This window comes from Bacillus sp. OTU2372, assembly GCF_038440275.1.
GTDB classification, from domain to species: Bacteria; Bacillota; Bacilli; order Bacillales; family Cytobacillaceae; genus Neobacillus; species Neobacillus bataviensis_B.
Genome location: NZ_JASATK010000017.1, coordinates 69676 through 93120 on the forward strand (window position 1 = coordinate 69676; position 23445 = coordinate 93120).

19 protein-coding genes and 1 pseudogene are annotated in these 23445 nt (G+C 37.4%); 2 read left to right on the forward strand and 18 right to left on the reverse strand.

Annotated elements, in window-relative coordinates; genetic code table 11:
* Positions 1 to 4: 4 nt before the first annotated feature.
* From AAHB15_RS21625 to AAHB15_RS21655, 7 genes are all read right to left on the reverse strand, one after another.
* On the reverse strand, positions 5 to 1069 hold the full coding sequence (locus AAHB15_RS21625; RefSeq protein WP_342043306.1) for an ABC transporter ATP-binding protein: 1065 nt from the start codon (positions 1067 to 1069) through the stop codon (positions 5 to 7).
* A gap of 12 nt (positions 1070 to 1081) precedes the next feature.
* Positions 1082 to 1870 carry an ABC transporter permease gene (locus tag AAHB15_RS21630; protein WP_342043307.1) on the reverse strand — a complete coding sequence of 263 codons (789 nt, stop codon included), beginning with the start codon at positions 1868 to 1870 and terminating at the stop codon, positions 1082 to 1084.
* Positions 1871 to 1876: 6 nt separating this feature from the next.
* Positions 1877 to 2698 carry an ABC transporter permease gene (locus tag AAHB15_RS21635; protein ID WP_342043308.1) on the reverse strand — a complete coding sequence of 274 codons (822 nt, stop codon included), beginning with the start codon at positions 2696 to 2698 and terminating at the stop codon, positions 1877 to 1879.
* Positions 2699 to 2716: 18 nt separating this feature from the next.
* Positions 2717 to 3646 (reverse strand): nucleoside hydrolase, encoded by a 930-nt coding sequence (locus AAHB15_RS21640; RefSeq protein WP_342043309.1) that lies wholly within the window; start codon positions 3644 to 3646, stop codon positions 2717 to 2719.
* Between the two features lie 228 nt (positions 3647 to 3874).
* On the reverse strand, positions 3875 to 4888 hold the full coding sequence (locus AAHB15_RS21645; protein ID WP_342043341.1) for an ABC transporter substrate-binding protein: 1014 nt from the start codon (positions 4886 to 4888) through the stop codon (positions 3875 to 3877).
* A 216-nt stretch (positions 4889 to 5104) separates the two neighbouring features.
* On the reverse strand, positions 5105 to 5458 hold the full coding sequence (locus tag AAHB15_RS21650; RefSeq protein ID WP_446715891.1) for a DUF2294 domain-containing protein: 354 nt from the start codon (positions 5456 to 5458) through the stop codon (positions 5105 to 5107).
* 923 nt (positions 5459 to 6381) lie between these two features.
* A complete protein-coding gene (locus AAHB15_RS21655; RefSeq protein ID WP_342043310.1) occupies positions 6382 to 6540 on the reverse strand; it encodes a hypothetical protein in 159 nt (52 codons plus the stop codon).
* A 345-nt stretch (positions 6541 to 6885) separates the two neighbouring features.
* On the opposite strand from AAHB15_RS21655, the pseudogene AAHB15_RS21660 reads away from it, so the two are divergent.
* Positions 6886 to 7017 (forward strand): annotated as a pseudogene (locus AAHB15_RS21660) (IS3 family transposase); the annotation flags it as partial.
* A 1304-nt stretch (positions 7018 to 8321) separates the two neighbouring features.
* Here the strand turns inward: AAHB15_RS21660 and AAHB15_RS21665 are convergent.
* The 3 genes from AAHB15_RS21665 to AAHB15_RS21675 all read right to left on the reverse strand — a co-directional run bounded on the left by AAHB15_RS21665 (position 8322) and on the right by AAHB15_RS21675 (position 9752).
* Positions 8322 to 8738, reverse strand: coding sequence for a PaaI family thioesterase (locus AAHB15_RS21665; protein WP_144568447.1), 417 nt, complete (start codon positions 8736 to 8738; stop codon positions 8322 to 8324).
* Positions 8739 to 8800: 62 nt separating this feature from the next.
* Positions 8801 to 9106: a hypothetical protein gene (locus AAHB15_RS21670; RefSeq protein WP_342043311.1), complete on the reverse strand. Its 306-nt coding sequence runs from the start codon at positions 9104 to 9106 to the stop codon at positions 8801 to 8803.
* Between the two features lie 85 nt (positions 9107 to 9191).
* A complete protein-coding gene (locus AAHB15_RS21675; RefSeq protein WP_144568449.1) occupies positions 9192 to 9752 on the reverse strand; it encodes an NADPH-dependent FMN reductase in 561 nt (186 codons plus the stop codon).
* Positions 9753 to 10038: 286 nt separating this feature from the next.
* Between AAHB15_RS21675 and AAHB15_RS21680 the strand changes: the two genes are divergently transcribed.
* Complete coding sequence (locus AAHB15_RS21680; protein ID WP_342043312.1) at positions 10039 to 10950, forward strand: LysR family transcriptional regulator; 912 nt, start codon at positions 10039 to 10041, stop codon at positions 10948 to 10950.
* A gap of 26 nt (positions 10951 to 10976) precedes the next feature.
* Here the strand turns inward: AAHB15_RS21680 and AAHB15_RS21685 are convergent, their stop codons facing one another.
* The 8 genes from AAHB15_RS21685 to AAHB15_RS21720 form a co-directional block, all read right to left on the reverse strand.
* Entirely contained in the window at positions 10977 to 12164 is a 1188-nt protein-coding gene (locus tag AAHB15_RS21685) for a CaiB/BaiF CoA transferase family protein (RefSeq protein WP_144568451.1), read from the reverse strand.
* Between the two features lie 351 nt (positions 12165 to 12515).
* Positions 12516 to 13940: an NAD-dependent succinate-semialdehyde dehydrogenase gene (locus AAHB15_RS21690; RefSeq protein WP_342043313.1), complete on the reverse strand. Its 1425-nt coding sequence runs from the start codon at positions 13938 to 13940 to the stop codon at positions 12516 to 12518.
* A gap of 17 nt (positions 13941 to 13957) precedes the next feature.
* Positions 13958 to 15136: an iron-containing alcohol dehydrogenase family protein gene (locus tag AAHB15_RS21695; RefSeq protein WP_342043314.1), complete on the reverse strand. Its 1179-nt coding sequence runs from the start codon at positions 15134 to 15136 to the stop codon at positions 13958 to 13960.
* Positions 15137 to 15385: 249 nt separating this feature from the next.
* The gene (locus AAHB15_RS21700; protein WP_342043315.1) at positions 15386 to 17290 is read right to left on the reverse strand and encodes an alkyl/aryl-sulfatase; all 1905 of its coding nucleotides are present in this window, start codon (positions 17288 to 17290) and stop codon (positions 15386 to 15388) included.
* Positions 17291 to 17540: 250 nt separating this feature from the next.
* Complete coding sequence (locus tag AAHB15_RS21705; protein WP_342043316.1) at positions 17541 to 18821, reverse strand: MFS transporter; 1281 nt, start codon at positions 18819 to 18821, stop codon at positions 17541 to 17543.
* Positions 18822 to 19237: 416 nt separating this feature from the next.
* Entirely contained in the window at positions 19238 to 21157 is a 1920-nt protein-coding gene (locus AAHB15_RS21710; RefSeq protein ID WP_342043317.1) for a sigma 54-interacting transcriptional regulator, read from the reverse strand.
* A 77-nt stretch (positions 21158 to 21234) separates the two neighbouring features.
* A complete protein-coding gene (locus AAHB15_RS21715) occupies positions 21235 to 22176 on the reverse strand; it encodes a phosphotriesterase family protein (protein WP_342043318.1) in 942 nt (313 codons plus the stop codon).
* A gap of 188 nt (positions 22177 to 22364) precedes the next feature.
* Positions 22365 to 23426 (reverse strand): LLM class flavin-dependent oxidoreductase, encoded by a 1062-nt coding sequence (locus AAHB15_RS21720; RefSeq protein WP_342043319.1) that lies wholly within the window; start codon positions 23424 to 23426, stop codon positions 22365 to 22367.
* Positions 23427 to 23445: the final 19 nt, after the last annotated feature.

Here is a 23445-nt window from a genome sequence, read left to right on the forward strand (position 1 = left end):
CCTCCTAAGCATCAACAAGCACCATTTGGTCCTTCGGGAACTCTAAAATGATTTCCTGGCCCGATTGAAATGGCTCTGTCATGTCCTGATTCACCGTAAAATCTGCGATTGATGTTTCGACAATATACTGATAGCTTCTTCCTAAAAAGGTCCTGACCTTGATCCTGCCAGCTACTTCATTTTCCTTTTGTCCAGAACCGTCGTTTGCCCGTATAACTAGGTTATCCGGACGAATGGCAACAGTTTTTCCCGCACGATTCATCATACGCTCGTCCTTTTGCATGAAAAACGTATGGCCTTCCATGCTCAGTTTTATTCTATTGCCCACATCTGTCCTTTCATCAAAATCAATAAAGTTCTTAAAACCAATAAAATCTGCGACAAACTTAGTTTTTGGGAATTGATAAATAGTAGCTGGATCACTCAGCTGTTCAATTATGCCTTTATTCATAATCGCAACCTGATCAGAAATAGAGAAACATTCCTCCTGGTCATGGGTGACGTAAACAGTCGTAATTCCCAATTCTTGCTGAATTCGGCGAATTTCCACCCTCATATTCTCGCGCAAATTAGCATCAAGATTACTTAACGGTTCATCAAACAAAAGCAGATCAGGTTCAATGACAAGCGCTCTCGCAATCGCGACCCTTTGTTTTTGTCCACCAGAAAGCTCCTTTGGATATCTTTTTTCAAATCCCTTTAGGTTCACAATCTCTAGCGTCTTCATAACCCGCTTTTCAATTTCGCTTTTTGAAGTCTTTCTAAGTCTCAAGCCAAATGACACATTATCGAAAATCGATAGATGTGGAAATAAGGCATAATTTTGAAAAACAAAGCCAAAGTTTCGCTTGTTAACAGCAACCTTGGTATAATCTTTTCCTTTAAAAATAAACTTTCCTTGATTGGCCTGCAAAAAACCGGCAATTAGCCTTAAGGTCGTTGTTTTCCCGCAGCCGCTGGGTCCTAGTAGAGAAACGAGCTTCCCTTGTTCGATTTCAAGATTGAAATCCTTTAAAATATTTTGTTTGTTAAAAGCGACAGATACATCGCTTAATGCTAAGAGCGCCATCCTCACTGCCTCCTATCGTTTCGTAAAATATGACAAACCCATGAGCCGCTCGACAAAAAACATGAAGAATGCTGTAAGAATCATCAGCAGTACAGAAATTGCTGCAATGGTTGGATCAAAATAGTTCTCTACATATGTCAGCATCTGAATAGGAAATGTGCTGACTCCTGGCCCTGTCAAAAACACCGAAATGTCTACATTATTAAAAGATTCCAGAAAAGCAATCATAATCGCCGCGAGAATGCCCGATTTAATATTCGGGAGAACCACATGGAAAAAGGTCCCAATCTTACTAGCACCCAAACTTTCTGCTGCTTCTTCAATAGAAAAATCAAAGTTGGATAAACTTGAAGCAATAACACGGATAATGAATGGAAGCATAATGACCGTATGCCCAATAAATAAAGCAGTATAAACAGGTAGCTGGTAGGCAGCCACAAGAAATTTTAAAAAAGTAAAACCAAGAACGATCCCCGGGATCAAAATCGGAGAAAGAAATACAGCATTTAAGATATTTTTCCCTTTAAATTCGAACCGGCTTAAGGCATAAGCCGCTGGCAAGCCAATCAATAAAGCTAACAAATTTCCTCCAAGGGACACTAGAATTGATGTTTTAAAGGTCGTGAAAAACATTTCCACCTTAAAAATATTCTCGTACCATCGTAATGAATAGTTTTCAGGAGGAAATTTTAAAATGCTACCCGCTTCAAATGAAGTTAAGGAGATAATCAGTAATGGCCCAAGTAAAAAGACAAACACTAGAATAGTAAACAGAGCCAATCCGCGATTTTTTTCCTGCATACACCTCTATCCCTTCGGATTTAATTTTTTCGCAACAAGATTCATCACTGTCGTAACAAAAAACGTTATAATAATCATTATGGCGGCTATAATAGATGCCACCTGCCTGTCATTAAGTGTAATAGCATTTTGATAAAGAAAGGTCGAAATCACACGCTGTTTGCCGCCCAGTAAGGCAGGTGTAGTATAGGCAGTGAAGCTGCCGACGAACACAAGGATACTCCCAATCACCAAGCCAGGAACACAAAGCGGAACCACCACCCTTAAAAAGACATCCATTTTTGAAGCACCTAAACTCTCCGCTGCATTTAACACATCTATTTCGATATTTTCCATCACACCTACAAGGGAAACAATAATCAGCGGCAAAAACAAATGGACAAGTCCAATCATAATCGCAACTGGGGTGTACAAAATGTTCAACGGATAGTCGATTAACCCGATTCCCATTAACAGTTTATTAATCACACCGTTCTTGCCGATGATCACCATCCAGGCGAACGAGCGGACAACCGGGCTTGTTAACAGCGGGAAGATCGTCAGCAACAGCAGGATGGCTTTCTTCTTTGTTCCTAACTTAGAAATATAATAAGCTGCTGGGAATCCGAGCAAAATACAGATAAAAGTTGTTACCACGCTTACCTTAAAAGTAGTAAGCAGTATATCTGTGAAATACTTGTCTTTGAATAAATCAATGTATGCTTTTAAGGTAAAACCATTCTCATTAAAAAAAGTTGTACCAATCGTAAGAATCATAGGCACAATCATAAACACGGCTAAAAACAGAACACCAGGTAATGCCAACAGGTAGATATACCTTTTTTTCATCCTAATCCCCCTGTCCGATTATGAATTGACAATACGGATGAACAGCTCAAAAAACTCATCAACATTCACACTTGAGCAAACCTGCAAATTGGCAGGATTCATAAGACGGTTTTGAATGTCACATACAAGCTGCCCATCGCATAGCTCACTTTTAGTTTCAACATCCGCATAGTATGTTTCCGTTGATACAAGATTTTTTTGCACCGCAATCGCTACTGCAAGTGGATCATGCATTGCACATGCCCTTACCCCGTTCCTTTGAAAATATTTTTCTCGGTAATCGGCTATACTGTCACTGATATATTCCCTTAAAGTGCGATTTTCGATCCGTTTGATATGTTCTTCTGTCAACAATGCCTTTCTCGTTACATCCAGCCCGACTTGGGTTATCGATTTAAACCCTGCTTGTAACACAATTTTGGCTGCCTCTGGATCAACATAGAAGTTGTACTCAGCAGTTGGCGTTACATTGCCAGCTCCATGAACAACTCCGCCCATAAAGATTACTTCTTTTACATGCTTAGCAATTTCCGGGCATTTTTTCAATGCGAGAGCCAGATTGGTAAGTGGTCCAGTCATCACTAAAATGACTTCCCCCGAAAAATTTAATATCGAGTGAATCATGAAGTCAGGAGCAAAGCCTTCATCCGGCTGTTTTTTGTTGAGGACATTCTTTAATGCACCCCCAAGACCATCTTCTCCATGTACACGATGTTCAAAATAAGAATTCCGCAAGAGGGGAGCGTTAGCCCCTTTAATCACGGAAATATCCTGCCTGTTTAACAAATCTAATATTTTACACGTATTCCTTGTAGCCGTTTCAAGTGAAACATTCCCATTTACAGTCGTAATCCCGAGGATGTCAAATTGCCGGCTTTTTGCTGCTAGAATGATTCCAATAGCATCATCAATACCAGTATCCACATCAAGAATCAATTTTCTTGTCATTGGCTACGCCTCACTTTTTTAGTAATCTTATTAAAAGCCCCGCTTAAGCAGGGCTCTTCTTATTGTCTAGCTCCATCGCCCAACGTATAGATATTTGATGCTCCTGCGATTTCTTCCTTTTGATAACCACCATCAAATTGCAAAGCCCGTGGAGTTATTTAAAATAGTTGGTTTGCTCTCCGGAGCGCTCCAGTTTCATCTGTCGCTAAACGGTCGATTCCGCTTTTGTTATTGGGCAAGCTCTCGATTCCAGCGATCGATCCATGTTTTAGAGTTTTTATTAACAAATTCCATATTTAACGTGGTTAAGTGATCAACAACGTCTTTACCATAGGTTAAACCCTTGGCATCCTTTTCAGAAAGCTTAACCTCAGTATTAACCGGAGAATCAACCTTTGCTTTTGCAGACCTTTCCTGAACCTCTTTGCTTAAAATGTAATTAATGAATTCCTCTGCCAATTCTTTTTGATCACTATCTTTAACTACATTCACCGTGTTCATAACCGCATAGCCCCCCTCTTCAGGACTAACAAACTTCGCATTAGGTACTGCTTCCTGTACACTAGCAAAATACATTTCCATCAGTGGCCCTGCTACAATTTCCCCTTGAGAGAACATATTTACAAACTCTGAGGTTTGACCATATTCCTTCACCACGTTCGGCATTATCTTTTTCATCTGATTAAAAGCTTGATCTTCATTGAATTCTTTGCTTCCACTTACCTTTGAAGCAGCATCTAAAAACATTGGGCCGGTGGTGGATGTAATTCCAGGGATAGTGATTTTCCCTGTTAAATCCTTGCTCCATAGATCCTTCCAAGAAGTTATTGGTTTTTTCACCTCATCCGGATTGTAAGCAATCCCGAATTGTGCAATTGTATAGGCTGGACCATAATCCTTGCCTAACGGAGCCTTCGCGGAGTCATAGATTTTGTCTACATTTGGAATTTTACTTTTATCAAGCTTTGCGAATAAACCATCATTAATACCTTGCTGTGCATAATAATCGGATAAATAGATTACATCAACATCTGAATTACCTTGGCGTACTTTATTGAGACGGTCGGCATTGTTTCCTGTGTCCAAAACAATCTTTACATTGTACTTTTCTTCAAAAGGCTTATATACTTCGTCACGAAAGAAATCCTCTGCAAATCCCCAAGTTGAAATAACTAGTTCCTTCTTTTCACTAGTTGTTTTTTCCTTTCCGTTTCCGGAACATGCTGATAAGGCAAAAACAATAACTGCTAGCAATAATAAATTCAATAACTTTTTCACTAATAAAACCCCCAGTTTTAATAATTTTAGTATGTTTTATAAATCAAAAAAAAAGACAATCTCAAATAGAATAAACATTCTACTCAAGATTGTCTTTTCTTTGTAAACAAAGATTAGATAGATCGAGTGTATATATTGTGGCTTCCCTTCCAGATATATCCGGCAAGGAAGACCATTGGTTTATTTTTGTTTCAGGACAATATTGGTAAAAGCAAACTGCGTTGCTGAGTCATAATCTCTCAAAACTGCTTCAAGATTCCATTCTGTCTCACCGTTCAGCTTTTGCATTAACTTTTTTTTATAAAGAAGTGACAAATGGAAGTCTACTTCTTGCTTCAGGTTGGGCACTTCACCTTCTAGTACAGCGGAGCGCTGTGAACGCCGGTGTTTCGCCTGAATAGTAATGATATTCTCATCAACGGTTACCTTTAGCATGGTGGTTCCCACGCCAAACAAATCCTTCGAAACATCATTATAAATTCGAGAAAGAAATTTCTTTGTTTCATTCGAGTCAATAGGGAAGATGAAAATCACCTGCCAATATCGTTGATATACTCATTATACATATATTATTATACATTTACAATATAACATTCGGTTTTTTTGTCAAACACTGTCGTTTTTTTATTAAAACATCAAAATACTCTAGGAAACACGAACAATCCATATTTCCAACATATTTTATCATGGTATTTTCCGAACAATTGCTGATCTTCATTTAACGGTATTTTCAAATTATTTAGTTTTCTATGTATTATATCTATTTCGGCTAGATTTGGCTAGTGTAGCTATAAAAAAATATATAGCTTTGCCACCATATGTTGGCACGCAAATTCTTTTTTAATCTATGATCTTGCTCCACTATGTTATTCAATACTTCTGTTATCTAAGTTGCATACGCGGTTGCCGTCGCCTTCATCCTCAACTGCAACAGAAATCATTACCTTCGACGTCTGAACCTATAAATTTTTGTGCATCCAACATAATATTAGCCCCCATCTGTGTAGCACTAAACTCTTTTTTAATGACCTTGGTAGTGCATTGCCATGATGGCCAAGTGCAACCTATGTTAAGCGAACTGGAGCTTTTTCGTTCATTATAACTATTTTGCCACATTAGCATTAAGTACATTCCATTACAATCTATTACTTGGTTTAAAATTCAAAAAAGCACTATTACTATTACGTACTTACTTTATCTATATCTACTGCTGTTATTTCTTTTTCAATGAGTTTTTCTACTTTTTGTTTCTCATTTAATCATTCTAGGCTCATTTTGGGTCTACCTAAATGTTTTATTTTTGCTTTTGCAGATTGAATCCCTTCTCGTTGCCTCATCTGCATATACGAACATGGTGTCTAGGGAAAATTCACCTGAAGCATTTATCATGTTACCAATCTTCTGCCAAATCTTTAAATCCTCTAAATACTGTCGAGTAATAAACCATTGGTTAAACGTTATCCAAGCAAATCGTATTGAGGAAGACTTAGGTATAAAATGTTAGGATAGATTTTAATAATTTCACATATTCCTTCTCCCATGCACAGTCGTTTTTCAAACAGGCATAAATGTGTTGGGATTAAATCAAGCAATAACTGATAGAAATCTACTTTCATTCTCCCACCTTCAAAAAATTATAATTTATAAAACTCAATATCCACTATGTATATACATTTAAATCCAGTTTTTACCATCACTACTCAAAAGGACAGATTATTGCGTGATCTTCTTTTAACTATATTTATTAAAATTCCCTTGAAGTCTCATTGCTAGAATATCAGTAACTACGGCTATTCCAATGTCTTAGAAGACAATTCACGAAGTAGCTCAGAAAAATCAATAACCATATATTGGTGCAATCCATAATTTAAGTGATACATAACTCTTTTCGTACAAATCGCATCGATTCCAACACTCATTTCAAACCAAGGGTAAATTTTCCACTGCTATACTTGTAAGAATTTGAGAGTATAGAACATTTTGAACTAGAATTATTAGAATATATTTTTTATTACAACCACAAACGAATGAAGTCAAAATTAAAAAACCTAAGTCCAGTCGAATATCGGACTCAGGTCTTGGAAGCTGCCTAAACTTTTTGTCTAACTTTATTGGGTCAGATCAATATGACTTTGCTTTTCATTATTTTCTCAATTTGCAGCTAGCTGTTTTGTTGAGGTTTTTATTAGATTTTAATAATTATTTCCACTCTATTCCGGAATATCTTCCTCCACTTGCTAATCTCTCAAGTGCCCCACCATTTCTCGTTACCACTTTATCTATGTAAGGTTCATTTCCCTTTATTCTTGCCTATAGAGACATCTCATTAATTTATATTTTAATAATGTTGTTAAACATTATATGATTATTGTTATTAAATTTATCAACAATATATATAACAATTAAAACATATTGTATTTTTTATACATTAAAGTATATGTCAATATACACATTAATATATGTTAGTAGAATTACATATATTAATGATTGTTTTGCAACAGACCTGTCATATACTATGTCTTAACCACGTAAAAAGAGTTTGTAACTGAGTTTCGAAATTAAAATGAATTTATTAAAACCTCTCTTTGGAGAAGAGGTTATCATATCAAAAACTTTTATTTATAATTATAGAACAAAAAAATAAGGCTAACCTCAATAATTTTACAACTTTGAGTCAGCCCTATCCTTTATCTTTTTAATAAGAATTTTCTAGCAACTAGTTTTGTTGTTCCTCCCATAGCCCCCATCATTCCTCTTCCATAACCAGATGAATACCACATGTTTCTAAGAAACGGCGGACTCTTGATAAGGAGAATACAGCACCCCTTAAGTAAAAGGAAATTAAGAAACGTTATATTTCATTGATTAATATACTTAGAACAACAACGAATAAAAAGATTTTCGCAATAATTGTTATAATCTGACTTAATAATTCGCGCAACAAAAAGCCCAAGTATTCTTTATCATCAGCAATGACTGATACACAAGCCAAGGGGCAAAGTAAATATAGAAACATCACGTCTGATGAAATATGGCAACTGAAAACAAAATAAAATGCTACTGTAAATACTGCTAGAAGGATAAGAAGTGAAGCTCCTTGAAAATGAAGTGTGTCAAAGTTATTTGGATCTACCATATCTAGAGCGCAAACGGGTAGTAGAGGCAATAAAAAGCTTTCTTAGCTGATATGTTCAACATTATTAAAACCCATTTAAATGTTACTATATAAGATATGATGACATATGTCTTGAAATATATTTTAATTAATATTATAAAACATAGATCTGATTAATAAATAATTTTAATTTGGGGAATTTACGAGTTACCAAATAGCATTGGTAGCAAACAATACGGCAAGTTTGCAATCCATTTATCTTTCCATCCAATTCCAATTTCTTCACGCGCGCCGTTTCTTAATAGCATTCGTTGCTCTACCTGTTGCTAGTAATCTACCTTCTTCATCTTTAATATCCCCTACTCCAACTATTAAATTTTTTCCTTTGTTCATTAGCTTTCCCTCTGCAAAGATTTTGCCTTTTATTGCAGGTCTAAAGTAGTTAATATTCATTTCAGCAGTAACTGAATATTCATCAGTTTCCAAGACTGATCTAACTGCTGTACCAATGACGGAATCCATAAGAACAGAAAGAACTCCCCCATGAACAACTTTTCCCGACTGTAACAAGTCATCACGTATTGGTAATGATAGGATCGCAAACCCTTCACTGATATCTTCAATTTTAACCCCGATTAATTTTCGAAAATTGTTATTTTCCATTAACTTTTCTTCAATTTGCCGTAGATCATTCTTCATTAGAAGACTCCTTTTTTAGATTTGATTTCCAGTGTATAGTAAAAATTGGGGATAACGGTCAATTAAAGATTAGTGGCACTTTTTGATAAAATGGGGTCAAAACTTTGAGAATAATATTCTTGTAATTTTATCGTTACTCCACCGTGTCCAAATTTACAACGACTATTTTTGAACTCAGTTTTCCCCTTTATATATTCAAGAAAAAAGAGAATGTTCTTTCGTCTTTCTAAAATATTTAGTAATACTTTCCTGTAAAACCATTCATCAATCGTGTTGTATACCCCTCTATTTATTCCATACTTATTTGTACAAATATTTATAAAGGATAGATCTGTTAAATGAATCGTATTATTACCATCTACTAACACGTAACCCCCCCCCTTTATCGCTTCGTTTAAAAAAACTTTCACTTTTCTTCCTATTCTTTTTTTGGTGATGAAGAAAAACATTCTCCTATTGAAGCAGGGGCTCTTTGTTGGTCGATTTGAGTGTTTTTTGCATAAATACGACTTCCTCACTTAATGCAGAAATACGTTCCAATACTTCCTTGTCAACCAGTTCATTCTGAGGGCTGAAATGGTTGTTATGAGCATAGACAAATCCTGGCGCAACATAGGCACGGAAATAACTTGCAATTGGTTTTAATTGATTCTCAATCACTAAATAATGCTGATATGTTCCTCCTGTAGCAATGAACCCCATTACTTTATTACGGAAATCTGTTGGAGGAACCAAATCAAATAAATTTTTAAGAGCACCTGTAATGGAACCTTGGAAAATTGGGGTACCGATAATATAAAAATCAGCCGATGAAACAAGTTCTATTACTTTTTTTGTATCTCCGGTATATTCTGATGGATTACGTCCATCACAGAACTGGACATCAAACTGCTTTAAATCAAGTAATTCTACTTCAACCTCAGGATAGTTTTTCTTTACCTCTTCTAATACCTTTTCAACAACAATTTTTGTTTTTGATCCTGTAATTGTTCCTGATATCCCTAATAATTTCATTTTTCATTCCTCCATCATAAATTTGATTCAATACTATTAAAGTATCTTGCAAGATTCATACCAATTTTTAATCCTTATGAAAATGCAGATCATTTATTTTGACGTTTCAAATTTGAACGAATAAAGTTCAGCGTTTGAAACGTTTGTTTTTTCTTATTAAACCTATTCATAAACATTGGAATATAACAAATTTTCAAGTAAAATAATAATAAATCCAATAAATTTAACTTTTAGTTATATTAAATAGATAGAAAAAATAAATAGGATCAATAGAAGGAAGGAAATTATGAGTATAGAACAATTGCAATATATTGTAGAAATAGCGAAATCTGGAAGCATTTCTAATGCAGCACAAAATTTACATATTTCTCAAGCAGCAATAAGTAAAGCGGTTTCCAATTTAGAGGAGGAGCTGGGAGTAACTCTATTTAAACGGTCAAGGTCAGGCACAGTACCCACAGAAGAAAGTGTGCAATTAATCAGGAAAGCATTTGAAATTGTGATTAAACTTCAAGAGTTTAGAGAGGAGGCGCAAATACAAACAGCTACCATTCAAGGGGATTTTAAATTCTCCGCAATCCCGAGTTATTTTATGACGATATTACCTAAAACTTTTTCAAAATTTATTAAAGAATTTCCTGAAATCAATGTTCAAATGACTGAAAAAGAAACGTTTGAAATCCTTAATGAAGTAAAACAAAATCAAATTGACTTCGGATTAATTGCTAGTTTTGAACCCGAGTTGTTGGATCAAGAAGAGTTCCTGTTTGATATCTTACTGGAAGGTAAAGTACAAGTTTTTGTTAGTAAAAATTCACCTCTCGCTTATTGTGACACGCTAACGCCCCCAGAATTAGTAAATGAAACGCTTGTGACATACAATGGTAGTACCATTAGTTCTTTTATTAATGATTTTTTCAACAAATATGGTGCTATGAAAATTTTATTTACATCAAATAACACTGAGGTAATAAAAAAAACCGTTGCAGAAGGGCTGGCGATCTACTTTAACTATGATTTAGGCCAAAGCAGCCATCATTATGTGGTTAACGGTGATATTGTTCCCATTCCTTTAGTTGGGCATGATCGCACAAATATTTTCTTCGGGTTAGTTCGTTCAAAAAAGAAATATTTTTCCGCTGCAGCAAGGGAGTTCATAAAACAACTAAAACAGCAAATTGCGAAAGGAGATTATTAATCTCCCTTCGCTAAAGGTTAATGATATTAAATAACCCCTTTTTCTTTGAATGCTGCAATGTCACAGCTCGTGTAGCCAAGCTGGGATAAAACTTCGTCTGTATTCTCACCTAATAATGGAGGTGCCTTACGAACTGCCCCCGGCGTATCCGATAATTTAATAGGGATTCCTAACATTTTCAGCATACCAATGGTAGGATGCTCTACTTCTTGTATCATTTCCCGATGTTGTATCTGTGGATGGGCCAAGACCTGAGTCAGGTCATGAATCGGGCCTCCAGGCACACCGGCACATTTTAACTTTTCGATGATTTCCGATGATTCTTTGCTTTTCGTGAACTCCGTGAGAATCTCCACGAGTTCTTCTCGGTTTGCCACCCGGTTTACATTTAGGGAATATTTCGGATGATCCTTTAACTCGTACAGTTCAAGCGCATCACACATTTTTCTCCACAATGCATCGTTTGTCACCGCAATTGATACATAACCATCCTTTGTCTTAAAGACTTGGTAAGGAACAAGGGAGGGATGTGCGGATCCGAAACGTTCAGGCGCTTTTCCTGTTGCCAAAACATTCTGTCCCAAATAATTAGACAACGATACGACCGTTTCAAACAAGGAGGCTTCTACGTATTGACCTTTTCCTGTCTTTTCCCTGGCCAATAACGCCAAAACCACTGCAAGCGTTGCATATAGTCCTGTTCCCAAATCCACAATCGAAAAGCCGACCTTTACTGGGGGCCGACCCGGTTCTCCTGTAACACTCATTAACCCGCCAAATCCTTGCATTAATAAATCATACGCAGGCTCATCCTTCATCGGCCCTGTCCGGCCAAACCCACTGATGGCACAATACACGAGGCGGGGATTTATTTCCTTCAGTACGTCATACCCTAATCCGAATTTTTCCATTGTGCCATTTCGAAAGTTTTCTATTAAAACATCCGATTCTGCCACAAGTTGTTTTACAATCCTCTGTCCTTCCTCCGTTTTAAGATCCAACGTGATCCCTTTTTTATTCTTATTTAAGCTCATAAAATAACAGGATTCCCCGTTTATCTCAGGTGGTGTAAATTTCCGGGTTTCATCTCCGAGCCCCGGCTGCTCAACTTTGATGACTTCTGCACCCATGTCTCCCAACTGCATGCTGCAAAAAGGACCTGCAAGAGTTCTTGAAAGTTCTAATACTTTTATTCCTTCTAATGGACCAGCCATACAATAACCTCCTATTACTTTATCAATATTTCATAGTTCCATATATGGGATCATTGATTAACATCCTTTTCTATTAACTAAAATGCAAGAATCATGCCAATCTCTATCCCTTATAAAAAGCCACAAAATAAATGGAAATTACTCAAATTTGAATCTATGATGTTCAAGAATTGCGACATCCTTGTATGGTTGTTAGTATTATTTTTTTCGATTAAAAAAGAAGCCGACTCTGGAATCAGCTTCTTTTTAATATCTATCGTTGACCAATGTCGGCCACTACCATGCCTATCAAACAGAAAGAGCAAAGCTCAATCTGTTAATTCAACAAGAAAACCATTAATAATTAAAAGATTAAAGTCGAATAGCAACGGATACTAGCTTTGTTTCAAGATAGTCATCTAGGCCATAACGGCCTCCTTCACGGCCTAAACCACTTTCTTTAACACCTCCGAATGGTACTTGTACGGCGAAAGGAGCAGGATCATTCACACCGACCATTCCGTACTCTAATTTTTCAGAAACCCGATACGACCGAGATAGATCGTTTGTATAGAAATAAGCGGCAAGTCCATATTCGATATTGTTTGCCATCATAATGACTTCTTCTTCTGATACAAAACGTATCAAAGGTGCAACAGGACCGAATGTTTCTTCTGAACATATTTTCATATTATCCTTTACATCAACAAGAATAGTAGGGGCGTAAAAATAGCCTTTCGCTAAATCTCCATCTGAAAGTCTGCTTCCGCCATACAAAACTCGTGCCCCTTTGTTGACAGCATCGATCACTTGATCATGTGCCTTCTCCATCCCTTTTTCGTTCACCATTGGACCAATTTCATTGGATTCATCCAGGCCATTTCCAACGTTCAAAGAGGCAACTTTTTCGTGCAAACCTTTTGCAAATTCATCATAGATGGTGTCGTGAACATAAATTCGATTCGCACAGATGCATTGTTGACCAGTTGAAGCAAATTTACTTTTGATTGCCCCCTCCACAGCCAAATCTAAGTCAGCATCCTCAAATACAATAAATGGAGCATGGCCCCCCAGTTCCATCGACACCTTTTTTACGGTATCTGCAGATTGACGAATTAAAATTTTCCCTACTTCCGTGGAACCTGTGAACGTCACTTTACGGACTACTTTACTTTCCATGAGTGGGTTAACAATGTCGCTAGGGCTCCCGATCACTAAATTAACCACACCTTTAGGCAAACCGGCCTCATCAAACACTTTAAACAATTCAACGGACGAGAGTGGTGCTTCGGTTGACGGTCTGAGGACAACGGTGCAGCCTACAGCTAATGCAGGACCAAGTTTGCGCGCTCCCATCGATAATGGGAAATTCCAAGGCGTGATTGCCGCAACAACCCCTACGGGTTGACGAATAACAGTCATTCGCTTATTGGGTGCGGAAGCCGGAACGGTTTCTCCATACACCCTTCGAGCCTCCTCCGCGTACCACTTAAAAAAAGCAATCGCACTCCCTACTTCATAACGAGCATTATGGATGGATTTGCCCATTTCTTTGGTGATAACCTGGGCAAGGTGTTCTTTCTTTTCTTCAAGCTTTTTTACAACTCTTTGAAGGTAATCCGATCGCTGTTCAGCAGTTAAATTCGACCATAAGGGAAAAGCATCTTCGGCAGCTTGGATCGCATGCTCTGTTTCCGCCTTTCCTACGAGGAATACTTGATCTACTACCTCTCCTGTCGCTGGGTTTTTAATGTCCAGTGTTTTGTTCGTGCTAATCCATTCTCCATTAATATACATACAAGTGCACTCTCCTTTTATCTAGGTAATACCTGATTGTAGATTTTTACAACATCTTCTTTATAGACCTTGCGAGGATTGGAGGGAATCGTCCCATCAGCCATCGCATCATTAGCTAAACGGTCGATCACTTCATCCGTTACTTCAATTCCTAGATAACTGAAATCCTTGGGAATATCAACGGAAGCAATAAAAGATTCCAATAAACCGACAAGCTCGTCTGCAGCGGTTTGGTCGTTTTTTAAAACTAACTCTGGCTGGAAAATCCTTGCTATATCGGCATACTTTTTTATATTGGAAATCAGGTTATGTTGAATGACATAAGGTAATAAAATGGCATTGGCAACTCCATGCGGAACATGATAGATAGCTGACATCGGATGTGAACAAGAGTGTACAAGGCCAAGACCTGCAAGACTAAATGCCATCCCTGCCATCGTGCTTGCTAATTGGATCTGTGCACGAGCCTCCAAGTTTTCTGGATGCGAATAGCTTGCTGGAAGATATTCTCGAATCATGCGGATGGCCTGCAATGCAAGTCCATCCGATATCGGTGCAGCTCGAACCACTGTATAAGCCTCTATGGCATGGACTAAAGCATCAAGCGCAGTTGCCGAAACATGATGTTTCGGTAAAGTAACCGTCATCAAAGGATCAATAAATGCAATTTTCGGGATAAGGTATGGCGAAGAGACAGCATATTTTCTGCCAACTTCAGGGTCGGTTACTATTGCCACGGCGGTTACTTCCGAACCAGTCCCTACGGTTGTCGGAATCGCAAACAATAATGGAATTGGATGAGTGATAGGCTTTTCACCCCTGCGGTAGTCCAGGATATGGCCAGAATGTGTAACGGCCACTCCGACCGCTTTAGCGAAGTCCATTGCGCTTCCGCCACCAATCGCTAAAATCATATCGCAAGACTTCTGTGTATACTGAGCTGCCCCTCGCATAATGGTTTCAACTTGTGGATTTGGTTCTACCTCTGAAAAAATAACACTTTCAATTTCATTTTCTATTAAATTGGCTGTAGTCGTTTTGATTAATCCAGCTTTTACAAGTCCTTCATCGGTTGCAATAAACACTCTACTTTTGTTAGCAAGACGAATTTCATGAGCAAGCTCGTTTTTAATGACATCCAAACTAAACCGTACATTAGTTGGCAGACAAGAATTAAAGCTTCGATTTTGCAACATTGCGATCACCTTTCCAAAATAAAATTCGATAGGCAGGGGAAGATCTCATCACCTACCTTAATGATGTTACACGCCTGAAGTAGTTAGTCATATTTATATTTGCAATTTTTATGCCAAACCTCTTAATTTAATAAAATTGGGGAATAGCCTTCAATTCGAATTTAAATTGTTTCAAATTTGAATTGTCTATGTTTATATTTTGAAGTGTTTACAAAAGAATCACCCCTGTACGCCTGCCTTGATCCCACATTAAGGAGTGACAATATTGACTAGAGGATTGAATGAATCCAACAAGGATAAAAATTCATTCCATTTATTTAGTTCACCGGAGATCTCCAGTTTTCTATCTGCTAGTACTTGTGCTGGAGCAACACGACCATTTCCCATTCCATACAAAGTGAATTTATCAACATGTAAGGAGATATCCGGGTTGTCATCTAACACGTCCATTTTGCGTGATAATACCGAATTTTCCAAATATAATACAAACTCTTCATTTGTATCTGTTATCGTCACATTCACCGTCATTTTTTTACCATTAGCTTTTGGACCATTCAGTTTAATGGCTAATAACTTTAAGAAATCATCGACTGAAACTTTATTAAAAACTGCCGAACTATCATATGCCGGAACCTCTTTATTCACGCCATTTCTTAGTTCCATGGCGCCAGCCAGGTACATATTCCGCCAATTCGCTGACTCTGCTTGATAGCCTAATTGTTCAAACGTATCTGCTAATAAATGCTTGGCTTCCATATTGTCCGGATCAGCCATCACTACATGTTTCAAAACTTGAGCTACCCAACGATACTCGCCATTTTTATAATCTGTTTTAGCTTGTTGAATGACATGAGCAGCGCCACCCATATATTGAACATATTTTTTTCCTGCTTCCACTTGTGGCAGTGGATCTAAATCAGATGGATGGCCACTATAATAACCTAAATAAAAATTGTAAATTCCCTTCACATTGTGCTTTAAGGTACCATAATACCCCCGATTGCCCCAATATTGATTTAAGGTTTCCGGCAGTTGGATCGTTTCGGCTATTTCATCCATGGTATATCCATGATTGGCCAGACGAACTGTTTGATCATGCATGTATTTATATAAATCACGCTGCAATTTCAAATGCTGGGTCGCATTCTCCTTTCCCCAAACAGGCCAAGCATGCGCCATAACCAAAGCATCCATTTCTTTATTCTCAACCAAATCGATCGTCTTTTCGATGGCACTCACCCACTGTAGGGCATCACGCGTTTTTGCCCCTCTTACGGTATAAATTTGATGCATGGTTTTATTTACATTCTCAGAAGCATATAAAACTTTGTAATCTTCACAATAAAAATGCATTTCAGCTGGCGCTTCTGTGTCAGGGGTTAATAAGAATTGAAAAGTTAATCCATCAATATCCAATGCTTGGATTTCATTTTCGATTTCCACATTCGGCATTTCAAATGTGGTAATGCCATTCGTCTGAATTGTACCAATCCCTACACAGACAGTTCCCCTCGGACCAGGAGGCAGAACATGACCAAATTGATACTGTCCACGACGTTTCATAATAGAACCTAAAAGAACATTTTCACTGATAGCTTCTTTTGTAAAATGCTGCGGTACAATAATCGGAATAGTAGGATTTTCCGCATATTCCAGTACTGCTTGAATACCGCCAAAATGGTCCACATGACTTTGACTAACAATGATAGCTGTAACTGGTTTTTTAGGTCGATGCTTATAATATAATTCCAAAGCTGCTTTAGCTGATTCGATGCTTTTTAATGTATCGCAGACGATCAGTCCGTTTTTACCTTCGATTAAAACCGTGGTAGATATGGATAGTCCTCGAACTTGATAGACACCATCCACAACTTGAAATAAACCGGCAATCGATTGCAATTGTGAATTCCTCCACAAACTCGGATTTACCGTTTCAGGTGCAGAATCACGAAGGAATTCTACGATATCTGTATCCCAAAGTACTTCCCCTGTATCGCTTTTAAAAATATTAAAATCGAATGGAGCTATAAGACCTCTTTGTGCATCCTCAAAATCCTGCCTGTCTTCAAAATTCAGAGAGTGGTAGACTGCTTCATTTACTTGTTTTGTAAAAGAGCTGGCAGGAAGTGATTCGGTTGACTTCGAACTTATCATTCAATGAGCCTCCAGATCATATTTTTTATATAAATTTACACTTGCATTCCCGTATTACAGTACATTGGAAACCAACTACAAATGTTTATCCAAATTATATTAATAACTTTCATTCAAGTAAAACGAATAATATTTATATTAAATTAACTATTTGTTATGTAAAAACTAAACATAGATTTATTTTGAAAATTAATTGAATCAAATGACGAAAGAGAAGCAGTCATTGCTTCCTGCTCCTCAATCTTTGACTCTAGACCATTACATTTTCTGCATCGTTCTCCAACGAGGACGTTTCCTTTACGTTTATCTTATCCGGTTTTACAAAAAGGAGGGACAAAATACTCGCAATGACCGAAAGAACGACAACCATTAGAAGCGAGTTATTAAATCCTTGAACAATATTACTGCCTCCTTTTGCAACCAAAATTCCGCTTACCATTGGTCCAATCGCCCCAGATACCGTGACTAATCCGGAATAAGTTCCGAGCATGAAAGTATTGCCCGGAATTAACCGATTAATGATGTGAGGGTTAAGTGCCATTGCGCAATGGAAAAATCCCGCTCCTGCACACATGACAAACATAGCCCAAGCCGCGCTATGTACCACTGTGATGGAGTAAAGGAGGATGGAACCAATCAACAACGAGAATCCGACAACCATTACACGGGATTTAGTATGACTGCCGCTCTTTTTGAGTACGTAATCAGAGAACATCGAAATTCCAATACCCACCGCACCAGTAATCAAGCCAGCAATAGCGGCAATATTCGCCATCTCAGTAGAAGATACATTTAACGCCTTAACTAAATAGGTAGGCATCCAAACAGAACTCCAGCTAGCAAACCAATAAGTTGAGAAGGAAACTAAAGTGGTTAAAATAAAGGTACGGGTCAACATGGCGGCAGAAAAATCCGAAAATTGTACTTTCTGCTTGACCGGTATCACTGCCTTCACCATACGATTCTCTTTTTCATAGTCCTCCGGCTGCTCTTTCCCAATGAAGATCCATAGAAGAAGCCAGACAAAACTGCAAACACCTAGACTAGCAAAAGACACTTTCCAGCCAAAATGGTTAATCAAGTATACTAATATAGGAGCACTGACAAGCGACCCAACCGGACTACCGAAATTGAGAATGGCAGTTGCCATCCCTCGTTTTTCAGGGGGAAAAAATTTGTTCAAATGAGTGACAGCGCTTGCATAAAAAGGCCCTTCAAAAATACCTAATAAAATCCGGTAGGCTATAAGCATATGCAGGTTTGTAATCGCAGCGGAGCATAACTGTAAAACAGTCCAGCTGATGGCTGTATACGTAAGTACTTTCTTTGTCCCGAATTTATCGGCGAGTGTACCCCCAAAAATATTGGCAAATATAAAAGACCAAAAGAAGCTGCTCCCAACTACCCCCCATTGGATGGGTGATAGGCCGAATTCCTTTGAAATGGGAATAGCCGCATAACCCGCGATTGCTTTATCCGCATAATCGATTACAAACATGAAAAAGACAAAACCTAAAGTGATCCAACGCAATAGCTTCAATCCTTTCGAAATGGTTTATTTGGTCTACTACTATAAATGGACAACTAATTTTTAAGGCCAACCAAGCAATTACGTTTGATAATTCAAATAAAGCTACATAAGACGAGATAAAAATAGGTAATTTTGCTATCGTAAAATTATTGTTTGTAACCTATCCCTCTAAAAAAGACCAACCACTTTCTTATTTGAACATCTACTCCATGGCATCCCTCCCCTCACAGAAAATGAAATAAACCTTTTTTCTTGCAGCCCTCAGTGTTTCGAGAAGGGGCTATTTATTGTTTAACCACTACAAAAGAGTGGAAACAAACATTTTTTCATTGCATTCTGCATCTTTCCTCATGACTTACATGCAGTTGAATAAATCTACCTATCTGAGATTAGCCTGAAGTCAGAACATCGGACCTTTACAATTTAGATGCATCAGTTTCACTTAATTTCCTCCATAAAGTACTTCTGCTCATACCCAAAATTTCTGCTGCATCTTTTTTATTCCCATTTGTCTTTTTCAAGACTCTTTTAATGGTATTAATCTCAGCTTCTTTTATAATGGTTTGATAGGACTCATGATCAGGAACCTGCTTTATGGAGAGAAAATTATTGTCTTCTAAGGTCTCGATCAAGTTATTTAAAACATCCTGTTTCGTTATGTTAACTGGAGATTCCAGATAGGCGAAAAATCTCTCTAAGTTATTTTCTAATTCTCGAATATTCCCTTTCCAATGGTACTGATTTAATTGTTTGGTAATTTCTTTAATCCATCTCTCAATGACACTAATAAAATTTGGATGTTTGCATAATGTATAAGATAAGACCAAATCCTCCAAGTCCTGTTTACGCTCATTTAATGATGGTAATTTTAGATTCAACACGCTAATACGATAAAATAAATCTAAGCGAAACTTTCCCTGTCTTACTTGTTCTAAAAGATTTACATTCGTTGCAGCTATGATTCTCACATCAATCGGAATGGACGTCGCACTTCCTACTCTTCGTACTACCCTTTCTTGGAGAATTCTTAGCAACTTTGACTGCATACTTAATGGAATTTCTCCCAATTCATCTAAAAAAACCGTTCCTTTATGAGCAAGCTCGAATAGTCCCGGCTTTCCTCCCTTAATGGCCCCTGTAAAAGCCCCTTCATTGTAGCCAAAGAATTCCGATTCCATTAGATTTTCCGGTATGGCCGCACAATTGATCGCGATAAATGGTTCTTTCGAACGTGAACTCGCATTATGAATACTTTGAGCAAATAGCTCCTTTCCTGTACCCGATTCGCCAATAATTAATACGTTGGCATCTGTTTTAGCAAACTTTTTAGCCTTGTATTTTAACTTTTCCATGACTTCACTTTTCCCGATAATATCGTCAAATTCATATATCGCTCTATTTGAATCATCGTAGAGTTTTCTTCTTATTTTTTTCTCGTGTTTCTGAATTTCTACTGCATCAGAAATAATGATCACAGATCCATCATTTTCCCCTTTTACAGTAATGGGAAAGGAATTTATATATAAAGTTTTATTTTGGTACTCTAGTAGCTTATCTTTTATAGAGGTAGAATTTTTCAAATATTCAGATAGAAAATCAAACTCTTCTATTTCTTTTATGCTGAGTCCTCTTATATCTCTATATTTTTCAAGTCCCAGCAACTCAACTGCCTTTTGATTAATTTGAATGATTCTTCCAACCACATTCAAACTAATAACACCATCATTGAAATGATCTAAAATATATTCTTGCCTTTTATGGTTACTTTGCTCCTCAAAACGGGTCAGTAATAAATTAAAGGCAATATCGACAGCCACCTTCACACTCTCTTTGCCATACCAAATGAACCCTTTCATGCCCTTTTCTAAAGCTTTCGAAACGATTAAACCAGAACCTATTACAATACTTTGTTTTTTCTCTAGCAGTTCATCAATTAAGGCATCAGCTGATTCCGTATCTGGATAATAATATTGATGAATCTTTACATTGAAAACACGTTCTAGTTCTGCCAAATCGTTTTTCAAAAATACTTCTTTATAATTGATAATATTTACTTCTTCTCCTACCAGAGCTGCCTGGCCCAGGGCTTTCAAAAAGTCGCTCGTTTGAACTCTTAAAGGAACTAACTGTCCCCTAACGTTTATTTTTTTAAAAACTTCAAATATAGTAGCCCCGCAAATTAATACGTCATCATTCTGAATATAGGTAGGGTTTTTCAGGATATCAGTAGACTCTAGTTTTTGAACGACTAGTTCCTGAAAATTTGCTTTCCTAATTTTTATCTCTTCTTCTACATATTGATCGATAGGTGAAAAGCCACTTACAAAAAGCTTCATGGCAACCTCCTTTGAAATCTGGCCGTCATTAACACAATGATTGTGCTAGTGATGCCTTTATATGATAGGCTCCTGAATTAACTCAGCCAATTTTTGACGTTCTCGAACATCATCAAATGAATATCTTCTTCGGCAATTCCTTGAGATAAGAGTGTTGGAATGACCTTATCCAGCAGGAATGTCATTGACCAATCAGGATGTTTTACCTTTTTTAAACTTTCCGGTTTATAAAGATCGGTTGTACAACAATAGTCTTGTGACAAAAACATTCTATTTGCATATCCCTTTTCAATTAAAGCTCGAAGGGTATCATTCCTTTGTTCAGTAGTTACTAAAGAAGTAATACCATAGCGATCCATTCCGATATAAACACCTTTATCGAGAACTCTCTCCAAATAATCTAAATTATCCGTATCCCCGCAATGCCCTATTAATACTTTACTTAGATCCACACCTTCTTCTTCGAAGATTTTAATCTGTAATAAACCAGTCTCTTTTGCAGGAGCAGAGTGAGTCATGATTGGGACACCTGTACTATGATGGGCGCGGGCAACTGCTCTTACGACTTTTTCTACGTCAGGAGTCATGCCTTGAACATCGGTTGCACATTTTAAAAATCCTGCTTTAATCTCAGTGTTTTGAACGCCAACTTCTATGTCTCTTACGAATTGATCAGCCATAAATTCGATATCGTTTGCTCTAAATCGAGTGGGCAAATCATTAAAAGTATAAATTCCAGTTGCTGCAATGATTTGAACACCAGAATCTTCTGAAACCTTTTTCATGAATCGAATATCCCGATCCAGCCCCATTACAGTGGGATCAAAGATTGTTTTAACACCTCTGTTTTTAACTCCTGTTACTTGATTCATGGCTAATTGATATTCTTCTTCCGCATCATACAAATGCGGAAATTGGACAGCTACACTTTCTGCCCTTGTTCTTAAATGTTCATGAATCAATGTCTTTCCTAATTGATCTACTTCTACCGGACCCAAAACCGAATTAATTTGCTTCATATTCCCCTCCATATGTACTTTCTACTATTTCCTAACGCGAAATGCTTGATTTAACATGGTTCATCCACTTTCCAGCCTAGAAAGGGCTAGAAAGCGGATACAAAATTATAAGTATTCTGATATTTAGAAATAAACTTAGGTTAAGATGTCTTTAAAACTACTATCCTCTATTTATTTTGAAACCGCTTTTATTTAACAAGACTTTTCTCTTCAACAAAATGAGGCATTACTTTTTCAGCAAACAGCTCCATTGACTTTAATACTTGCTTTTGTTGCTGTCCGCCAATATTCATCCATAGAATGATATTATTTAAACCAGTTACTTCCTTATAACGTTTAATATCCTCAATGACCTTTTCTGGTGAACCCACTAGTGTATTGTCAGAGGTTAAAAAGCGTTCATAATCTACATTACGTTCTCGAGTAATGACTCCAAAAGTTGGGCGATTATCGCGCTCGCTCATATACCATTCCAGGCCTCTTCTATACTCCTCTTGAGCTTGCTCAGTCGTTTCAGCGACATAACAGAACAATAGTTTTCCTGAGCGTGCAACTGCATCTGTGACATATTCCTGTGTCAAGCCTGATTCTAAAGCAGTCTTTTTATATAGATCAATCTTATGTTTTGTATCCTCATTTGTAATTCCACCTAACACAAATGAATGTCCTTGCTTTGCTGCATTAATCATGGAAGCATCATTTCCTGATACCATTACAAAGATTGGTGGTCCTGAAGGTTGAACAGGTCTCGGATAAACTGGGATGTCCTTTATATCATAAAACTTTCCGGAATACGTAACTTTGTGATTTTTTAAAGCTGTTGTAATAATATCTAATGACTCCAGGTACCTTTCATGGCGTTCTTCAAAATTAATATTATAGGCTTCATATTCTAATTGGTCATACCCTTTCCCGACTCCCAAATACAATCTTCCATTGCTGATGACATCTACTAATGCCATATCCTCTGCGATTTGTAGTGGATGATGTAAAGGTATACGGGATACTGCAGAACCTAGCATAATATTAGAAGTTTGAGCTGCAGCTGCTGCCAAGTAAACGGATGTGGAGCTAACAACACCATAGGCTCGGGCATTATGCTCTGCAATCCATGCTGTATGAAATCCGAGCTTATCTGCTACCTTAATTTGCTCTAAACCATCCCGCAATTCTTCTGCATCCGTTTTCCAAGGAGCAACAGAATTCAAAAAGAACAAACCAAACGTCATATCTTTTCCTAAAATCGCCATTATAAAAACTCCTCTACTT